General features: G+C 62.9%; 15 protein-coding genes. 8 read left to right on the forward strand and 7 right to left on the reverse strand.

Going from position 1 to position 16,485, the window contains the following annotated elements; translation table 11 throughout:
• Positions 1-494: 494 nt before the first annotated feature.
• From QZ609_RS15335 to QZ609_RS15355, 5 genes are all read right to left on the reverse strand, one after another.
• The gene (locus QZ609_RS15335; protein ID WP_295496468.1) at positions 495-2,030 is read right to left on the reverse strand and encodes a methyl-accepting chemotaxis protein; all 1,536 of its coding nucleotides are present in this window, start codon (positions 2,028-2,030) and stop codon (positions 495-497) included.
• Between the two features lie 686 nt (positions 2,031-2,716).
• Positions 2,717-3,496, reverse strand: a complete 780-nt coding sequence (locus QZ609_RS15340; RefSeq protein ID WP_295496470.1) for a hypothetical protein — start codon at positions 3,494-3,496, stop codon at positions 2,717-2,719.
• A 93-nt stretch (positions 3,497-3,589) separates the two neighbouring features.
• Positions 3,590-4,975, reverse strand: a complete 1,386-nt coding sequence (locus QZ609_RS15345; protein ID WP_295496473.1) for an FAD-binding oxidoreductase — start codon at positions 4,973-4,975, stop codon at positions 3,590-3,592.
• Between the two features lie 67 nt (positions 4,976-5,042).
• On the reverse strand, positions 5,043-5,621 hold the full coding sequence (locus QZ609_RS15350) for a hypothetical protein (protein WP_295496476.1): 579 nt from the start codon (positions 5,619-5,621) through the stop codon (positions 5,043-5,045).
• Between the two features lie 175 nt (positions 5,622-5,796).
• Positions 5,797-6,171 carry a heavy metal-responsive transcriptional regulator gene (locus tag QZ609_RS15355; RefSeq protein WP_295496479.1) on the reverse strand — a complete coding sequence of 125 codons (375 nt, stop codon included), beginning with the start codon at positions 6,169-6,171 and terminating at the stop codon, positions 5,797-5,799.
• A 99-nt stretch (positions 6,172-6,270) separates the two neighbouring features.
• Between QZ609_RS15355 and QZ609_RS15360 the strand changes: the two genes are divergently transcribed.
• Positions 6,271-7,113 (forward strand): SDR family oxidoreductase, encoded by an 843-nt coding sequence (locus QZ609_RS15360; RefSeq protein ID WP_295496483.1) that lies wholly within the window; start codon positions 6,271-6,273, stop codon positions 7,111-7,113.
• Between the two features lie 127 nt (positions 7,114-7,240).
• Here QZ609_RS15360 and QZ609_RS15365 read toward each other — a convergent pair whose 3' ends face one another.
• Positions 7,241-8,146: a LysR family transcriptional regulator gene (locus QZ609_RS15365; RefSeq protein ID WP_295496486.1), complete on the reverse strand. Its 906-nt coding sequence runs from the start codon at positions 8,144-8,146 to the stop codon at positions 7,241-7,243.
• A gap of 151 nt (positions 8,147-8,297) precedes the next feature.
• Here QZ609_RS15365 and QZ609_RS15370 point away from each other — a divergent pair, with 151 nt between their 5' ends.
• Both QZ609_RS15370 and QZ609_RS15375 read left to right on the forward strand, forming a co-directional pair.
• Complete coding sequence (locus QZ609_RS15370; RefSeq protein ID WP_295496489.1) at positions 8,298-9,869, forward strand: MFS transporter; 1,572 nt, start codon at positions 8,298-8,300, stop codon at positions 9,867-9,869.
• The gene (locus QZ609_RS15375; protein ID WP_295496492.1) at positions 9,841-10,293 is read left to right on the forward strand and encodes an isochorismatase family cysteine hydrolase; all 453 of its coding nucleotides are present in this window, start codon (positions 9,841-9,843) and stop codon (positions 10,291-10,293) included. The genes QZ609_RS15370 and QZ609_RS15375 overlap by 29 nt, the downstream gene beginning before the upstream one ends.
• A 210-nt stretch (positions 10,294-10,503) precedes the next feature.
• Here the strand turns inward: QZ609_RS15375 and QZ609_RS15380 are convergent, their stop codons facing one another.
• Complete coding sequence (locus QZ609_RS15380) at positions 10,504-13,149, reverse strand: TonB-dependent receptor (protein ID WP_295496496.1); 2,646 nt, start codon at positions 13,147-13,149, stop codon at positions 10,504-10,506.
• 654 nt (positions 13,150-13,803) lie between these two features.
• Here QZ609_RS15380 and QZ609_RS15385 point away from each other — a divergent pair.
• From QZ609_RS15385 to QZ609_RS15405, 5 genes are all read left to right on the forward strand, one after another.
• Positions 13,804-14,079, forward strand: a complete 276-nt coding sequence (locus tag QZ609_RS15385; RefSeq protein WP_295496506.1) for a hypothetical protein — start codon at positions 13,804-13,806, stop codon at positions 14,077-14,079.
• Between the two features lie 124 nt (positions 14,080-14,203).
• A complete protein-coding gene (locus QZ609_RS15390) occupies positions 14,204-14,908 on the forward strand; it encodes an energy transducer TonB (RefSeq protein WP_295496498.1) in 705 nt (234 codons plus the stop codon).
• Positions 14,909-14,989: 81 nt separating this feature from the next.
• Complete coding sequence (locus QZ609_RS15395; protein WP_295496499.1) at positions 14,990-15,901, forward strand: MotA/TolQ/ExbB proton channel family protein; 912 nt, start codon at positions 14,990-14,992, stop codon at positions 15,899-15,901.
• A gap of 3 nt (positions 15,902-15,904) precedes the next feature.
• A complete protein-coding gene (locus QZ609_RS15400) occupies positions 15,905-16,339 on the forward strand; it encodes a biopolymer transporter ExbD (RefSeq protein ID WP_295496501.1) in 435 nt (144 codons plus the stop codon).
• 10 nt (positions 16,340-16,349) lie between these two features.
• The coding region (locus tag QZ609_RS15405; RefSeq protein ID WP_295496504.1) for a biopolymer transporter ExbD at positions 16,350-16,485 on the forward strand (136 nt) is incomplete at its 3' end.

Genomic DNA, 16,485 nt, shown 5'->3' on the forward strand with positions numbered 1-16,485 from the left:
GGCTCGAAGTGCCGATGCAGCTTCAACCCCGCCTGCGTCCGCCGCAGAAAATCCCGCGCAGACAGCGCACCTTTCAAATACTCGCGGTCATGTTCGAGCTTCATCGCACACCTCCGCGAACGGGGCGACGCGTGATGCAAAGCGGGGAGGGGAAAATCGCGGGGCAGCGCCCGCAAGAGATGGGTATAGCTTGAGTCGGTTGATCCATTGTCTTGCCCTCGTGGTGAGTAGAGGAACCACCCACCACGAGGGTGGGCGGGCACACGACAAGGTCTGCAATACCGATCAAGACAAATCCAGAAATCGGCAGGGCCGAAGCCCTCCCTGCCGAGGCCCGCCCGTAGAGGCGAACGACGGCACGCAAGAGCCATAACGACACTTGCGGACTTGTCTTGAATTCAGGATTGCAGTCCCGGCCACGCTTGTTTGCGCGACCAGGGCAGTTTACCGGCTCGCCAGCAGGCCAGGCAAGTTGGGGTTTGTTGAGGCGGACCTCACCCCACCCGAAACACCGCCACCGCCGCCCGCAGCCGCCCAGCCTGCTCATCAAGCGACGCCGAAGCGGCAGCGGCTTGCTCAACCAGCGCCGCATTCTGCTGCGTGACTTCATCCATCTGCGAGATGGCGGTGCTCACCTGCTCGATGCCCTGGCTCTGTTCATCCGACGCGGCGGAAATCTCGCCGATGATGCCCGCTACCTGCCGGATCGAGCGGACGATCTCATCCATCCGGTCCCCCGCCACGCTCACGAGCCGGCTGCCATCGTTCACGCGCTCGACAGACGTGTCGATCAACGTCTGGATGTCCTTCGCGGCCGCCGCGCTGCGTTGCGCCAGCGACCGGACTTCCGCCGCGACAACCGCGAACCCGCGTCCTTCCTCACCGGCGCGCGCGGCTTCCACTGCCGCATTGAGCGCCAGGATGTTGGTCTGGAACGAGATGCTCTGGATCACCGTCGTGATGTCGGCGATCTTCCCGGACTCCTGCGCGATCTGCTGCATGGTCGCGACCACTTCGTGCACGGCCGAGCCACCGCGCTCGGTCGCTTCGGTGGCCTTGCCGACGAGATCGTTGGCCTCGCGCGTGCTGTCGGCGTTCTGCTTCACGGTCGCGGTCATCTCTTCCATGCTGGCCGCAGTCTGTTGCAATGACGCGGCCTGCTCTTCGGTGCGTTGCGACAGGTCCAGATTGCCCTGCGCGATTTCCCCGGAACCGAGCGCAATGGAATGGCTCGCCGACTGGATTTCCGCCACCATCGCCGCCAGCCGCGTTTTCATTTCAGCCAGCGTCGCAAGCAGGCTGCCCGGCGCGGCGCGCGAGGCGTCGAACTGCACGCTTAGGTTGCCCTGCGCGATTTCCCGCGCAATCTGCGCTGCGTACGCCGGTTCGCCGCCGAGGGTCCGCTTGACGCTGCGTGTGACCGCCCAGGCGATCGCGCCCACCGCCGCCGCGATGATCCCGGCAATCACACCAAACACGACCGCGAGCCTGGTGAACGTCGCGTTGATGTCGTCATAGAAGAAGCCCGTGCCGATCCACCAGTTCCACTCCGGAATCGCCACCACGCCCTGCAGCTTGGGCTCGACCTCGGCGTCCGGCGATCGCTTGATGAGCACATCGACCAGCGCGAAGTGCGACTGCGCCATGCCGGCCCGGTAGGCTTCGCTGTCGGTCAGGCCGCTCGTGGTCCGGTTGCCGCTTGCCTTCGTGCCGATGAACTTTGCGTTCGGGTGCACGAGGTTGATGCCATCGCTGGTCGTCACCCAGTAGTAGCTCTTCGTGTTCGCGTTGAGTTGCGCAAGGGCGTCCTTCGCGGCCTGCTGTGCCTGCTCGCCGGACATCGTGCCGCGCGCCTGTTGTTCGCGGTAGGCGTTGACCAGGTGTTCGGCCTTGGTCAGCAGGATGACGATCTCTTCGCGGCGACTGTCGACGAGCGAACTGCGCAGCGTTTGCAGTGCCGTCGCCGCCAGCAGCGCGACACCGAGCAGGGCGGCGGCAACGAGTGCCAGCAGCTTGGTAGACAGCTTCATGTGAATTCCCCCCAAGGACAACCAATCCGTTCGCTCGCTAAATGGTCTGTGTTAGCGGTCTGTGCCGGGCGAAACGGGATGCGTTCGGTCTGTGTGTCAGGACCGTGGGGGAAGCCTAGTGAGCGTTGATTTCAGCGCCAAGCGCCACGCGGCCCGAGCGGGCGATCATCGAGCGGTGGCGTGCGGTCATTGGACGTAGTGCGGGTTTTTACGAAGCGCCAGCTGTTGTTAGCTCACCAAACGCTGAGCGCAAGGCTTCAAGCGCGGAGCGCGCGGCTTCAAACGCCGGGCTCGGAACCCCGACTGCCGAGCAAAAACCTCGGCGCACGAGGGGCAGACAGTCGATCGCGACGAAAAAAGCGTCGTGGGGTGCTGAAAAAAGCAGCAATCGCAAGGCAAAAAGCGTCGCGTGCCGAGCAAAAACTCTCACGCATGACGCTCAGACGGTGGAGCGCCACGCAAAAAGCTTCGTGGGTTGCTCAAAAAAGAGGCAATCGCAAAGGAAAAAGCCTTGCGCGCGACGCTCAGAGCGCGGATCGCAAGGCTTTGTGCTTCAAGCGCCGGAGTTTGCACGTTGCGCGCAACGTCCACAGGCTCGCCGCCAGCAGTTCAAGACCGCCATCTGGCCCGCCGCTTCTCAAGAAACGCGTCGATGCCTTCGCCGGGGAATGGGGCAAGTGTGCCTGTCAGGCTGCGACGTTGCTCCAGAACCTGACAGTTGCCACCCCCGTCAGGAGTGCCGCCAGCAGTAGGATGCGCAACCGGTACGCGGCCGGCGCGGCCGCAAGCAGCGCCCGCCCAGCCATCCACCCGGCCAGGGCCAGAATCAGTGCCACGGTGCCGGGCAGCAGCCGCAGCGACAGATCGATCCCCTCGTCTGCAAGCGCGACCTGCGGGTGAAGCCATGCAAGGCCCAGCGCGCCGCCGGCGAGTAACAGGCAACTGCTGACGACCGTCGTCATGATGGTGCTGGCGCTTGGGTCAGCGGCCCGCCTGTCAAGGCGCGCATACGTGTCCCGAACGATTGCAATACACGTCGCCCACACAAGACGCGCGATCGCGACCGACGTGCTGATGCGAGTGCGGAGGTTGCGCAGGTTCGTACCGCCGGCTGCCGCGCCTGCGATCGGCACAAGCCACGGAAAGGGCGTCCACACGAAACCCACGAGCATGAGCCATGCTTCGCGGTTGCCCGAGGCCAGCAGAATCGCCATGAAACTGAAGTGCGCCAGCAACGCGACAACGACACCACACGGCGCGCCGTACAGCTCCGCAGGACGACGGGGATACAGCAGCCAGGCCCAGCCATACGCAAGGGCCGCTGCGAGGAGCGTCTGGGCGATCGCGACTTGACGAGACGGTGGCAGCAGGAACGGCATCAGCAACGCCGCCGTGCCCAGTGCCACCACCGCAAAGAAGCCGGCGGCAAACGCGCGCGTTGGGGGCCTGACGATCCAGGGAACCACGTGGAGTGTGCTCGCGAAGGAACGGGATGTTCGCGCGTTATATCACGGCCGGTTGGTCCCGGGATGACACGCCGCGTGTCAGCGCAAGCCGCTCTACGGCGCAATGTTCTTGTTGATCCGGAACACATTGCCCGGGTCCCATGCCTGCTTGAGTTCGACCAGGCGCCGGTAGTTGTCGCGATACGCAGCGCGAATCCGCTCATCGCCTTCCTCTTCGGTGAGGAAGTTGACATAGGTGCCGCCCGTCGAAAAGGGGCGGATGTCTTGCCATGCGGTTCGAGCCCACCCGATATTCATTTGATCATCGTCCGCGTTCTCCCATGCCGCGGTCATGTTGATCACGGCGCGGGCATCGCGGTTGCCGACGGCGGAGTGGCTTGCCGGCAGGTGGTTGAGCGCACCGTCGATCGGGAAAAGAATGACTGATGAATGCGGTGAGACGATGCGCCCCGCATGCTCGACCGCCTTCGCCAGCAAGGCCGGCTCGAATCGCGGCAGGAACTCGGACTTCCAGTAGTAGCGCCGCCCCTTCGGCTGCGTGGCGTCGATCAAACTCTGCTGCGAAACATAGGTGCGACGTTGCAGCACGTCGCCCACGGCGTTGCCGATTGCCTTGAGCGGCGCGGCGAGTGCTTCGCCGTCTTCGACCCGTCCAGTGTGGCAAAACAGCGTGACGATGACCGGCTTGCCATGTGCTTCCCTTGCGAGCCAGGGCGCGGGCGGGGCAAGGCGCAGGAGCGCAGGGCAGGTCAATTCCGGCGGCGCGTGGCTGACGAGCTGCTGCCACACGTCCAGGACACGGTCCGCCTCGCTCGCATGCCAGGCGATGGCGCCCGCGACGATCTCCGGCCCCACGGGAATCAGGCGGTACTCGAAGCTGGTCACGACGCCAAAATTGCCGCCGCCGCCGCGCAAGGCCCAGAACAGTTCGCTGTGCTCCTGCTCGCTTGCGCGCAGGACGCGCCCGCCGGCTATGACCACATCGACCGACAGCAAGTTGTCGCTCGTCCAGCCGGCCCGGCGGGTGAGGTAGCCGAAGCCGCCGCCTAGCGTGAGGCCCGCAATCCCGGTATTCGAGACGAAGCCGAGCGGCGTTGCGAGCCCATGCACCTGCGTCTCGCGGTCGACGTCACCCAGCAGGCATCCCGCCTGTGCACGCGCGGTGCGTGCCTGGGCATCGACCCAGACACCGCGCATGAGCGACATGTCCAGCATCAAGCCCGCGTCGCACGTTGCCAGCCCAGCCACGTTGTGGCCGCCACCCTTGATGGAGAGCGGTAGACCCTGTTCCCCCGCGAACTTCAGGCAGATCGCCACGTCGGCCACGCCGAGGCAGCGCACGATGAGCGCGGGCCGACGGTCGATCATCGCATTCCAGACCGTGCGCGCCGCGTCGTATTCCGCGTCACCCGGGACGAGGAGCGGGCCGCGTACAAGCGATCTCAACGCGTCAATCGACGCCGCGTTCACGTTGGCCATGTCACCCTCACCGGCGGACGTATCGCTCACCAGTCTAGGTCGGGCCCGGGGCGACACAAGGGCAACATCAGCGAACCTCGCGCGCCGCCTCCCATAGGTCGTGCGCACCCACGTCGGCATGCCACGCCTCGAACTGCGATCGCCACTGTTCGAACGGCGCGCCCAGCGGATGCCGTGGGTCGCCGCTCAACGCATACGCCATGCCTTCGATGAGCCATCTGGGGCGGGTCGCCACGGCGTAGTTGCCGAGCGCTTCGGCTTGCCGGTGGTGAATCAGCTCGTGCGCAACGTAGAACGCCTGCCACCCCCGTGGGGCGACCACCATGCCGACGTTGCCGATGGCCTCCGCCGCGCGCTGCCCCAACCCGAAGGTATCGGCGCATGCCTGCGTCGTGCAGAACACCACGCGCGGCGATTGCCGGAATGGCCGGACGGCGCTGGCCGCCTTTGCATAGCCGGCCCGATACAGCGCTTGCGCATCACCGAGCCTGGCCACGTCGTCGATGCAGATGTCCGGGAGCGGGCAGGCGACGCCGGGCATCAGCGCGGGAGCGACGACCCGCAACGGCTTGACGAAGGCCAGGGCAGCCACTGGCAGCGCGATGCACGTCACGGTGACGGCGAGCAGCAGGTGTTTGAGCTTCATGGGGGATGTCGGGGCGGTGGATGGGGCATGCCTAACTCGGAGGGGCATTATCTGGTATCAGCGCCTGATCCGGATGTGCTCGGCTACCGCCCCTGAGCGCACTCTCGTGTGCGATCAAAGCGGCCAGAACCTGTCCGCATTTTTGTGGGCGTGGCGCTTGCACAGCCGCGACCCGTCACGCGATTTCCCCTTCGACACAATCGCCGCCAACTTTGGCCAGCGCATTCAGCAACCCTGCTCGCAGCGCGCTCAGCGCGAGACTCTTTGCGTCGAGTTCGGCAAGCTTTGCTTGCAGGCACTCGACCTTTTGCGCAATGCCGAACGTCGGACTCTCCCACACATGGACGACGTCGCCAATTTCCGCCAGCGTGAAGCCCAACGCCTTCGCGTGGACGATCAGCCGTATCCGCTGCAACGAAAGTTCGGAATAACGCTTGTAAGTGTTCGTCGCGTGAGGTTGCGTTGCTTTGTCCAGCAGACCCATGCGCTCGTAGTAGCGGATGGTGTCGCGCGACACGCCCGCCCGCTTGCATAGCTCGCCGATGCGCATGCTGCCTCCATTCAATGTCGTGGGGCGTCATTTACGCTTGACCGTTGCCTATAGTCAACGGTTTAGAGTGCGACGCACCTTCCACTCCATCAGCAGGCTATGAGCAAGTCTTTCGATTTTCGCGGAAAAACAGCACTCATCACAGGTGCATCGTCGGGTATCGGGCGCGCGTTTGCCTATGCATTGGCCGAACGAGGCGCGAAGCTCGTGCTGGTCGCGCGCTCTCACGACAAGCTGCGCGATCTGGCCGCAGAACTGCGACGCGACTATGCGTGCAATGCCGATTTTCTGACGGTCGACCTGGGCGCAACCGATGCCGTACAGACGATCGATTTTCACCTGAAGGCGGCCGGCATTATGGTGGACGTACTGATCAACAATGCAGGCTTTGCCGCTTATGGGCACTTTGAAACAATTCCGTTGACGCGCCAACGCGATGAAGTGCTGGTGAACTGCATCGCCGCGATCGAGCTGACGCATCTGCTGCTGCCGGGGATGCAAGCGCGATCCGATGGCGCGGTCATCAACGTCGCATCAACCGCGGCATTCCAGCCAGATCCCTATATGGCGGTCTATGGCGCGACGAAGGCGTTTCTTCTTTCATTTTCCGAGGCAATTTGGGCCGAGAACCGACAGCGCGGCGTCCGCGTTGTCGCACTGTGTCCTGGCGCGACGCAAACGGCGTTTTTCGATGTTGTTGGCGCGAAGGAGGCAGCGGTCGGCGTGCCGATGCCGGTCGCGAACGTGGTGCGGGATGCCTTGTGGGCGCTCGATCGCAATCGGAGCTATCGGGTTGTGGGGGCGCGCAATCGACTGCTTGCGAACTTGCAGAGACTATTGAGCCGCCAGATGTCGGCTCGGCTGGTTGAAAAAATCCTTCGGCCCAGAGCAGCCCGGAATATCGCGGCGACCGATGTCAAGGCCGAGGGCGGCGCTCAATAAGACCGGCTGGCATGTTCATGGGCATGCTTATGAAGCGGCCCCCGCTGACTGACCGCTTGTGGCTGCGGGTGCAACCGGTGAATGCATCTCAAGTGGGCCCAGATTGACGATGCTGGTGATGCCCACCTCATCCGAGGTTCATCAGCGGGATTTCGGAAACAAGTGCATCGATCGCACAACGGGTCTTCAAGGGTAAATAGGGCGTCTTCGGCCAGACGGCATGGATATCCCACGGGTGCACGCAGCAGCGCTCTCTCACCGCAACGAGTTCACCCGTTGCGACATAGCGTGTCAGCAGCCAGCACGGCAACTGCACGAGCCCGAGGCCGGCGATGCCTGCGCCTGCAATCGCCTGTATATCGTCCAGGCTCAGTTGCGGCGCGATGCGGAGTTCGTGCGCATTGCCGTCGGCATCGCGCACGCGCCATGGCAACGACACACCGGCGCGCGAGTGGGCGATGCCCGCATGCCCTTCGAAGTCTTCGATCTCGACTGGAGTCCCGTGCCGTGCCAGATACGACGGTGCGGCCCCGATGCTCGTGTCCTGCACGCCGAGGCGCCGTGCCACGAGGCTTGTGCTGTCGTGCAATTCGCCGATGCGCACCGCAAGGTCGATGTTTTCTTCCACGAGATCAACCGCCCGGTCTGTGAACGAGATGTCGATCTGAAGGTTGGGGTGCTTTTGTGCGAGCCCGAACAACACCGGCGCGACGCAATGGTGACCGAACGCAAGCGGCACGCTGACCCTCAGGCGGCCGCGCGGCTCGCTGTGTCCGCTCTCGAGTTCGGCTTCGGCCGCATCAAGCTCGGCAAGCGCCCGGACGCATCGATCGTAATAGGCCTGTCCAGCCTCCGTCAGCGTCTGACTGCGCGTCGTGCGATGGAGTAGATGCACGCCAAGACGCGCTTCGAGCCTCGCGATCACCTTGCCGATCGCCGAACGCGTGAGGTTCATGCGTTCAGCCGCAAGCGTAAAGCTGCCTGCCTCAATCACCTGCACAAAGACTGTCACCCCATCAAGCCTGTCAGTCATATTGATTCCATGGTGGAGCAATTAATGGGAAAAGATCGCGTCAATAGGGAAATTTATTCCCGATACAGTACACCCGAGGTGCTTCTGACCGAGCCGCATCGTCGTCCACACCGGATCTGACCAGGCGGCTGCCCCTTTTCCCACACTCATCATGACCTGCTCCCTTCCTCCAAAAAACGCGCTTGCGCTGGCGGCCGTTTGCCTGACCTCGCTGATGTTCGGCCTCGAAATCTCCAGCGTCCCGACGATCCTCTCGACCCTTGAACAGGTGCTGCACGCGGATTTCAAGGAGATTCAATGGATCATGAACGCCTACACGCTCGCGTGTACCACGGTGTTGATGGCCACCGGGGCGCTGGCGGACCGTTTCGGACGCAGGCGCATCTATGTGGCCAGCATCGTGATGTTCGGGATTACCTCCCTGGTCTGCGGGCTCGCGCAGAGCGCGTCCGTGCTGATCGTCAGCCGGTTTCTTCAAGGCGTAAGCGGTGGCGCGATGCTGATCTGCCAGGTGGCGGTGCTTTCGCATCAGTTCCAGGAGGGGCGTGAACGCAGCAAGGCGTTTGGCGCATGGGGAATCATCTTCGGCATCGGACTCGGCTTCGGTCCGATCATCGGCGGCATGATCGTCGCAGTCGCCAACTGGCAGTGGGTCTTCCTCATCCACACGCCGATCGCGATCGTTGCGCTGGGCCTGGTCTTGGCCGGTGTGCAGGAGTCCCGCGACCCGCATGCGCAACAGCTGGACGTTGCCGGCATCGTCACGCTTTCCGCATGGTGTTTCGGCCTTGTCTATCTCATCACGCAGGGTGCGGATCTCGGGTTCGGCAGTCCCGCCGCATTGAGCATCGCCGCAGCGACGGTGTTGAGTTTCGTCGCGTTTATCTTGGTCGAGAAGCGCAGCCCCCGACCCATGTTCGACTTTTCGGTGTTGCGGATCCGCGCGTTTGCCGGTGCGCTGTTCGGGGCCATGGGCATGAACTTCAGCTACTGGCCGTTCATGATCTACCTGCCGATCTATTTTCAGGGCGCGCTCGGCTACACGAGTGTGGACGCCGGGTTGTCGCTGCTCGCCTATACGCTACCGACGCTGGTCGTCCCGCCGCTTGCCGAGCGGCTTGCGCTCAGGTTCGAGGCGCGCAGGGTTATTCCGCTCGGCATGTTCGCCATCGGCCTCGGTTTCTTCCTGATGCGGCTTGGCGCCGGCATGGAGCACGCCAGCTGGCTCACGATGCTGCCGGGTTGCCTGCTGTGCGGAACTGGGCTGGGCCTGACCAATACGCCGGTCACCAATACAGCCACGGGTTCGGTTTCGCCCAACCGCGCGGGCATGGCCTCCGGTATCGATATGAGCGCGAGACTGATCAGCCTGGCCATCAATATCGCGCTGATGGGTTTCATCCTCCTTGAAGGCGTGCTTGCTGACCTCACGCGCGCGCTTTCCGGCTTTGCCGAAACCTCGTCGCTGCGTTTGCTCGCGGAAAAGGTGGCCGCCGGCAATATTGCGCAGCTCACGCAGGGCAGCGCGGAACTTGCCGCTGTCGATCCGCACGGCGTGATCGTCCATGCCGCGCTTGTGCACGGTTTCGAGCGCGTGATGCTGTACGGGGCGATCGGCGCCTGGGCCTTGGCCGTGCTCAGTGCCATGGCGTTTGGACCCGACACGCGGGCGCATCGCCGGGAGCCTGCACTGGATGTGGGGGGCCGCCACCCGAGCTCGTAGCGCATGCATCGCGCGGCGGTGCGCGGGAGGATCGACCGCTCGCGCCACCAAACCGTTGAACCGGAACGGGCAGGGCGTCAAGGGACTCGGGCTTTTCGTCGACGACCGGATCTCGCCGGAGCTCGGCCAGCAGGCCAATGAACCGCTCATCATCGCGCATCGTGCCAGCGTGTTCTTTGGTACCGACCTGCAGGTGCGGCTTTCCGCGCAGGGGATCGATACGCTGCTCATGGTGGGCATTGCGTCGACCGGCGTGATGCTGTCGTCGGTTGCGTACGCGAGCGACGCGGACTTCCGCTTGTTCACGGTCAAGGATTGCTGCTGCGACCCGGACCAGGTCGTGCACGATCATCTCTTTTCAACGGCGTTCGATTCGCGCACCACGGTGCTGTCGCTTGCGGAGGCGTTGCGGTTGCTTGGCTAGCGTTGGTGGGTGTTCCGCCAGGTTTGGGGAGCAAGGCAACGGTGCCATGTCAGATTGCGAATCGCATTCGCCTGCCATCGTTTCCCGCGCATGGCGATACGCGATGACATGGCCACGGATCACCAGGCGACCGCCCGCGTTGAGTTAGGCGTGACGGTCACCTGAGTGATTTCCTTTTAGCGCTTGCGCCCCGCGCAGCAGGCTGGCACATCAGAACCGATAAGTCGCACCGATTTGACCGTAGCGGCCGATGCCCGAGTACAGCGACGGATCATAGGCGCCACGATAGGTGTACATCCACACCGGGTCAAACGGCGGTGTGCGGTTGAACAGGTTGTTGATGCCCGCATACAGCGTCCAGTGCTTGAAGCCGGTGTAGCTCACAAACAGATTGAACTGGCTGTAAGACGCGGCATCCGACCCGGGGTTGATCACTTGTGCATAGGGGCCGGTGTATTTCCAGGTCAATGTAGTCGTCCACTTGCGAAAAGCCCAACTCAGTTCGGTCGTGCCCTTCCAGCGAGGAAAGGCCCCGCCGAACACCGTGTTGTTCGCACCGTTGTTTCCTGCGAAGTTGGTCGCGACCCCGCTCATCGGCATCGTGAAGTGCCACACGTATGCCCAGTCGCCCGCCAGCGTGAAGGTACCGATCTTCGTCGGTACCATCTGCTTGAACGTGGCCTCGAGGCCGTCGGTATGCAGATACGAAAGGTTCGTGTACCCCAGCTTGTACATCGGCTGTCCTGGATTGGCGTTCACCATTGCGACGATATCCGGCTGGCCGATCACGTTGCTGACGTCGATCCTGTAGTAGTCGAGACCGAAGTCCGTGGTGCGGGTCGGTGACGACTGGAAGCCGATGTTGTAGTTCTTCGTACGCTCCGGTTGCAAGTTCCGATTGCCGACAAAGTACTCGTTGACGTTCTGATTGTTGACGGTCTGATAAGTTACGGCTGCCGTCTGGTAGAGCTCAATCAGCGTCGGTGCACGGAAGCCACGGTTATACGAGGCATACATGGTCAAGTCGCGCACCGGCTGATAGCGCAGCGCAAAGCGTGGCGAATAGACGCCGCCGAAGTCGTTGTAACGGTCGTAGCGGCCGGACTGGCCGAATGTCAGGCCGCGCACGATCGGAATGTCGGCCTGGTAATACAGGGCGGCAACATTGCGGTGGCCGTCCACCGCTTGGGTGACCGGGTTCACAAAGGCGGTGGAGCCCGGGCTGATGACTTCGCTTTGATGCTGGAACTGTGCGCCAAAACCCAGCCCCACATCCCCAGCGGGCAGCTTGAACAGGTTCGGCGTCGAGATCGTCGCGTCCACCACATCGAGCTTCGAGATCCCCTGGTTGTTGGCGGTCCCCAGCACACCCGGCAAGGCATTGAGCGTAGCGGCGCTAAACGTGGCTGGCGTTACGCTATTGGTGTAACCCAATACCGTGGATGCATTGATCTGGTTCGTGTAGGCGTTGGACACCACGCTTTGCGAATGACCATAGGATGCGGACCAATCCCAATCGCCAAATGTCTTTGTGCTGAGCGAGCCTTTCAGGCCGCCCGAAACACGATAGAAGTTGGATGTCGTGTTCACCGCCTGCGCGTTCGGGAAGTAATAGGTCAGTGCGTTTGCGCCGACCGTCGGCGAGAAGGCAGCAAATTCGCTGCCCGTGAAGTAGAGCGACGGTACAAGTGCCCCTGCGCCAAAGCCAGCCAGACCGGACATGAGCGACGTGGTGTTGTGGCTTCCCCAGATGTCGCCGAAGGCCTCGACGTTATCGCTGAGCTTGAAGTCGGCGTGCACCTTGGCACTGGTGCGCTCCGTCTGCGCCGCGAGCGATTGGCCACTCGCGCCGTTTTGCGAGCAGACCGTACCGTCGGACTTGGTCTGCAGATTGTTGAGTGCCGAGGTCACGGTTCCCGTCGGTCCGCAGGGGCTTAGCGCCTGAGGGCCGGAAGGCGTCATGAAAAACGAGCTGGGCTGAGCGAAGTACCCGCCGGGCCGCGCGGAGTAGTCCTCATTGCTCGTGAAACCCCGCTGCGACATGGAAACGCCACTGGCACGATAGTGGCTAAGCGCTGCCGTCACATGGAAGCGATCCGAGTTGAGATTACCGAAGCCACCCAGCAAGCCGAAATTCGTCGTGCCCTGGCCGCCGTGCTGCGCGCCGCCCATGCTTGCGTCAAGCTGGAGGCCCTGGAAATTCTTCTTCGTGATGATATTGACCACACCGGCAATCGCGTCCGAGCCGTACTGCGACACTGCGCCCGTCTTGACGATTTCAATGCGCTCAACCATGTTCAACGGCAGCGTATTGATATCGAAGAACGTGTCGGTGCCGCCATTCGCGAAGGCATACGGCGCGGAGCGCTGACCGTCCACCAGCACCAGGGTGTACTTCTGACTCATGCCGCGCAGCGCGATCCCCGTACCGCCCGGTGACTGGCTGAGCACCGTGTCCTCCCCCCAGCTGCTGCCCGAGTTGGCGCTCGTGCCACGGAGGAAATCTGAGACCGTGGTGGCGCCGCTGCTCAGAATCTCCTTCTGCGTCACCGTCTGGACTTGATTGAAGCCCGTCTTGTCCGCGCTGCGAATCAGCGAGCCTGTCACTTCGAATCGCTTCAGCTGGGCAACCTTGTTGCCCGACGGGCCTGTCACCTCCGTATCGGAAGCCGGCGTGGTAGGCGTGGCGATTGGGGCCGTGACTACCGATGTGCTGGTCGTGGCCGCTGCGGAGGACGGACCTTCGGAGGCGGCCGGCTGGCTCTGCGCCGATGCCGGCACAGCAAATGCGGCTGACAACGCCAAGTTCGCCCAGATGATTTTTTTGACGGCGAGTGCCAATGTTCTTTGTTTCATTTCCCCTTCCTATCAAACGTCTTCCAGATTGGCTCAAGCAGCTTGTCCGTACTGATCGAGCGCCTTGAGTGGCACAAAAAAAATCGGCGTTGTAGAACGCTGCCGTCATTGCGGCGGCCAAGGGCCGACGCGTACGGCGCGCACTTCAGATCGCCTTAGCAGGGCCCACGCATGCGCGAGCACATCGATGGCCTTAGCAGTGGCTTACGTGTGCGCGAGCACTTCGATGTCCTTAGCGGTGGCTTACGTGTGCGCGAGGCTGACACTGCCCGGGATTCGAGCGAAATCGTCTGCAGCAAGGTGAGTCGAATCCGCCGGTTGCCTTCACCACCGATGACCGGAATCCCGCGCCAACAAAGGGCGCCAGCAGGCCGGTGAAGGCCAGCACAAGCGCGTCGAGGCCCGTTGCCATGCGTTGGTTGAACAGAGGCCAACGCCTGCCAACTTGGCCTCCACATCAGCGCCCCGCTTTGGAAATCGGGCCGCATGATACTGCGCGACAAACGGGCGGTCTACTGTCACTAGTCACAGTTCGCGGGTCAGCGTGTCTCTTCTAGAATCGCCGCCGTCGATCCATGCAGGCCGGCTGCTGTCACGCACTGCCAAGTGCAAGTGCGGTGCTCAGCCGATCGTGCTCACCCTCGGAGAATCACCATGAACTTCGGCTTACTCCTGCCGCAACTGCCGCACCTTCAGGAGCCTGGCGCCCGCTATGACGCTGTGCTCGGGCTGCACTCCCGCAAGCCCAATCGCTTCACGATGTTCTTCCGGCCCATCGCGACACGCATGCACGCACTAAGGGGGCGCAATGGCTGCATGAGCGGCGACTCCACGAGAACGCGCGTCGCCACCTCCGGAGCAGGCGTCGACGCGAATCTCCGCGAATTTGAATGCGCTTGCTCACAGGGGCTGCCTGGCGACGCGCGTTGACACGTGGGTGCTCGACGTAGCGGCAGGACGCAGTCGCTCTCGATCGGGTTGAGGTAGGCAATGCTTCGACGTCGCAAGAACGCCGAAGTCTTGGAAGTTGACGGCACACGCCGGGAGGAACGAAGTGAAGAGTGCAGGGCAGTTTTCGGTGGGCGCGTCCCTGGTTCAAAGAACCGGGCGCCCACGCGAGTTCGGAAAGAAGCAGCAGACTTCCGTGCGCCGATTTGGCGGTCTCGCTGCCGTTCTTCTCATCCACGTGGTGCTGATCTATGCATTGCTAAATGGCCTCGCCACCAAGGTGGTGCAAGTCATTCAACATCCGATCGAGACCAGGATCATCACGCCGGTCAAGCCGCCGCCACCGCCGCCGCTGCCAACCGTACCGCTGCCGCCGCCGAAGTCCGCGCTGCTGCCACCGCCGTTCGTGCCGCCACCTGAAGTACCGGTGCCGGCTCCAGCGCAGTCGACCATCACGCATCAGGCTGCGCTGGTTCCATCGATGCCCGCGGTCGCACCGCCTGCACCGCAAGCACCGCCCGCGCCGGCCAAGGCGGCGAGCACCGAAGTGGGTGTGGTTTGCCCGAATTCCGATCAGGTGCGCGCGTCCGTGGTGTATCCCAAGGATGCCCAGGAGAACAACGTCACTGGCGACGTGCTCGTCGAATTCGTGGTCGATCCGCAGGGCCACATTACGCGTGAACGTATCGCGAAGTCGTCCGACGATGCCTCGCTGGATACCGCGGCATTCAACGCGGTGAAGAAGTTCAGTTGCGTCTCCCAGGGCCAGCCGGTGCGTGTCCAAGTTCCGTTCTCGTTCAACCTGAACTGATCTGGGACGCAGCACTCGAGCGGCACTGGCAGCGTTTTTTTAGTCAAGTTGAAGAAGTTCAATGTTTGAACGGGAGTAGATATGAAGAAGCGTTCTCTGGCCGCCATGGCGGCAAGCCTGTTGATCGCCGCGGCCTCGGCGACCACCTTTGTCACGCCGCAAATGGCGTACGCCCAAGCTAGCGATGCGAAGGTGGCCGCCCCCAGCGCCATTGCGCCACAAATGGCCGGTGCGTCAGCCGACCAGGCCGTACCGCCGCCGGCCCCTGCCAACACTGAACCCGTCGACAATCCGTACGGTCTTGGCGCGCTGTGGAAGAACGGCGACTTCGTTGCCCGCTTCGTGCTGGCCCTGCTGGTGATCATGTCAATGGGCAGCTGGTACATCATGATCACCAAGTTCCTGGAGCAAATGCGTGCGAACCGCCGCGCGAAGAACGCCGACGATCAACTGTGGAGCGCGCCATCGCTCGCCGCGGGCGCGAAGCTGCTGGACGAGACCTCGCCGTTCCGCTTCCTTGCCGAAACCGCGATCGAGGCTGGCGAGCATCACGACGAAGCCCTGCTCGAATCGGTCGATCGCAATACCTGGATCGATGTCTCGGTTGAGCGCGCGATCACCAACGTGTCGAACCGCCTGCAAGATGGCCTCGCGTTCCTCGCAACCGTCGGCTCGACGGCGCCGTTCATTGGCCTGTTCGGTACGGTATGGGGCATCTATCACGCGCTGACGGCCATCGGCGTCGCCGGTCAGGCATCGATCGACAAGGTTGCGGGTCCGGTAGGCGAGGCGCTGATCATGACGGCAATTGGACTCGCGGTCGCGGTTCCGGCCGTGCTCGGCTACAACTTCCTCGTGCGCCGCCACAAATCGGTGATGGAGCGTGTGCGCGCCTTCGGCGCTCAATTGCACGCCGTCGTGCTGGCCGGCAGCAAGCGTGCAAAGCGTTCTGTGGCAGCGCAGAACGTTACGCTGGTCGAGCAGGTGGGGTAAATCATGGCGATGAGCGTTGGCCAGGACGGCCAGGATGGCGATGAGGGCGAAGTCATTGCCAACATCAACACCACGCCGCTTGTCGATGTGATGCTGGTGTTGCTGATCATCTTCCTGATCACGATTCCGGTGGTGACGCATACCGTGCCGGTGCAGTTGCCAAAGCAGACGGTGCAGCCGCTGCAGACCACGCCCAAGAGCGTCACGATCGCAGTCAACCGCGATGGCGACATCTTCTGGGACGAGAAGCACGTGGATGCAGCAACGCTGCTTGCGCAGTTGAAGACCGTGTCGGTGATGCAGCCGCAGCCCGACGTTCACGTGCGCGGCGATCAGAGCACGCGCTACGAGTTCATTGGCCGCGTCATTACGGCTTGCGAGCGCGCGGGAATCAGCAAGGTGTCATTTGTGACGGAGCCGCCGGTGCGCGGAGGGTGAGGAGCCAACGATGGGAATGAATGTGGGATCCGGCGGGACTGGCCGCGAGCCGGACGTGATGGTCGACATCAACACCACACCGCTGATCGACGTGATGCTGGTACTGCTGATCATGCTGATCATCACGATTCCGATGCAGACGCACG

It is taken from the genome of uncultured Ralstonia sp. (assembly GCA_913056305.1).
Lineage (GTDB): Bacteria > Pseudomonadota > Gammaproteobacteria > Burkholderiales > Burkholderiaceae > Ralstonia.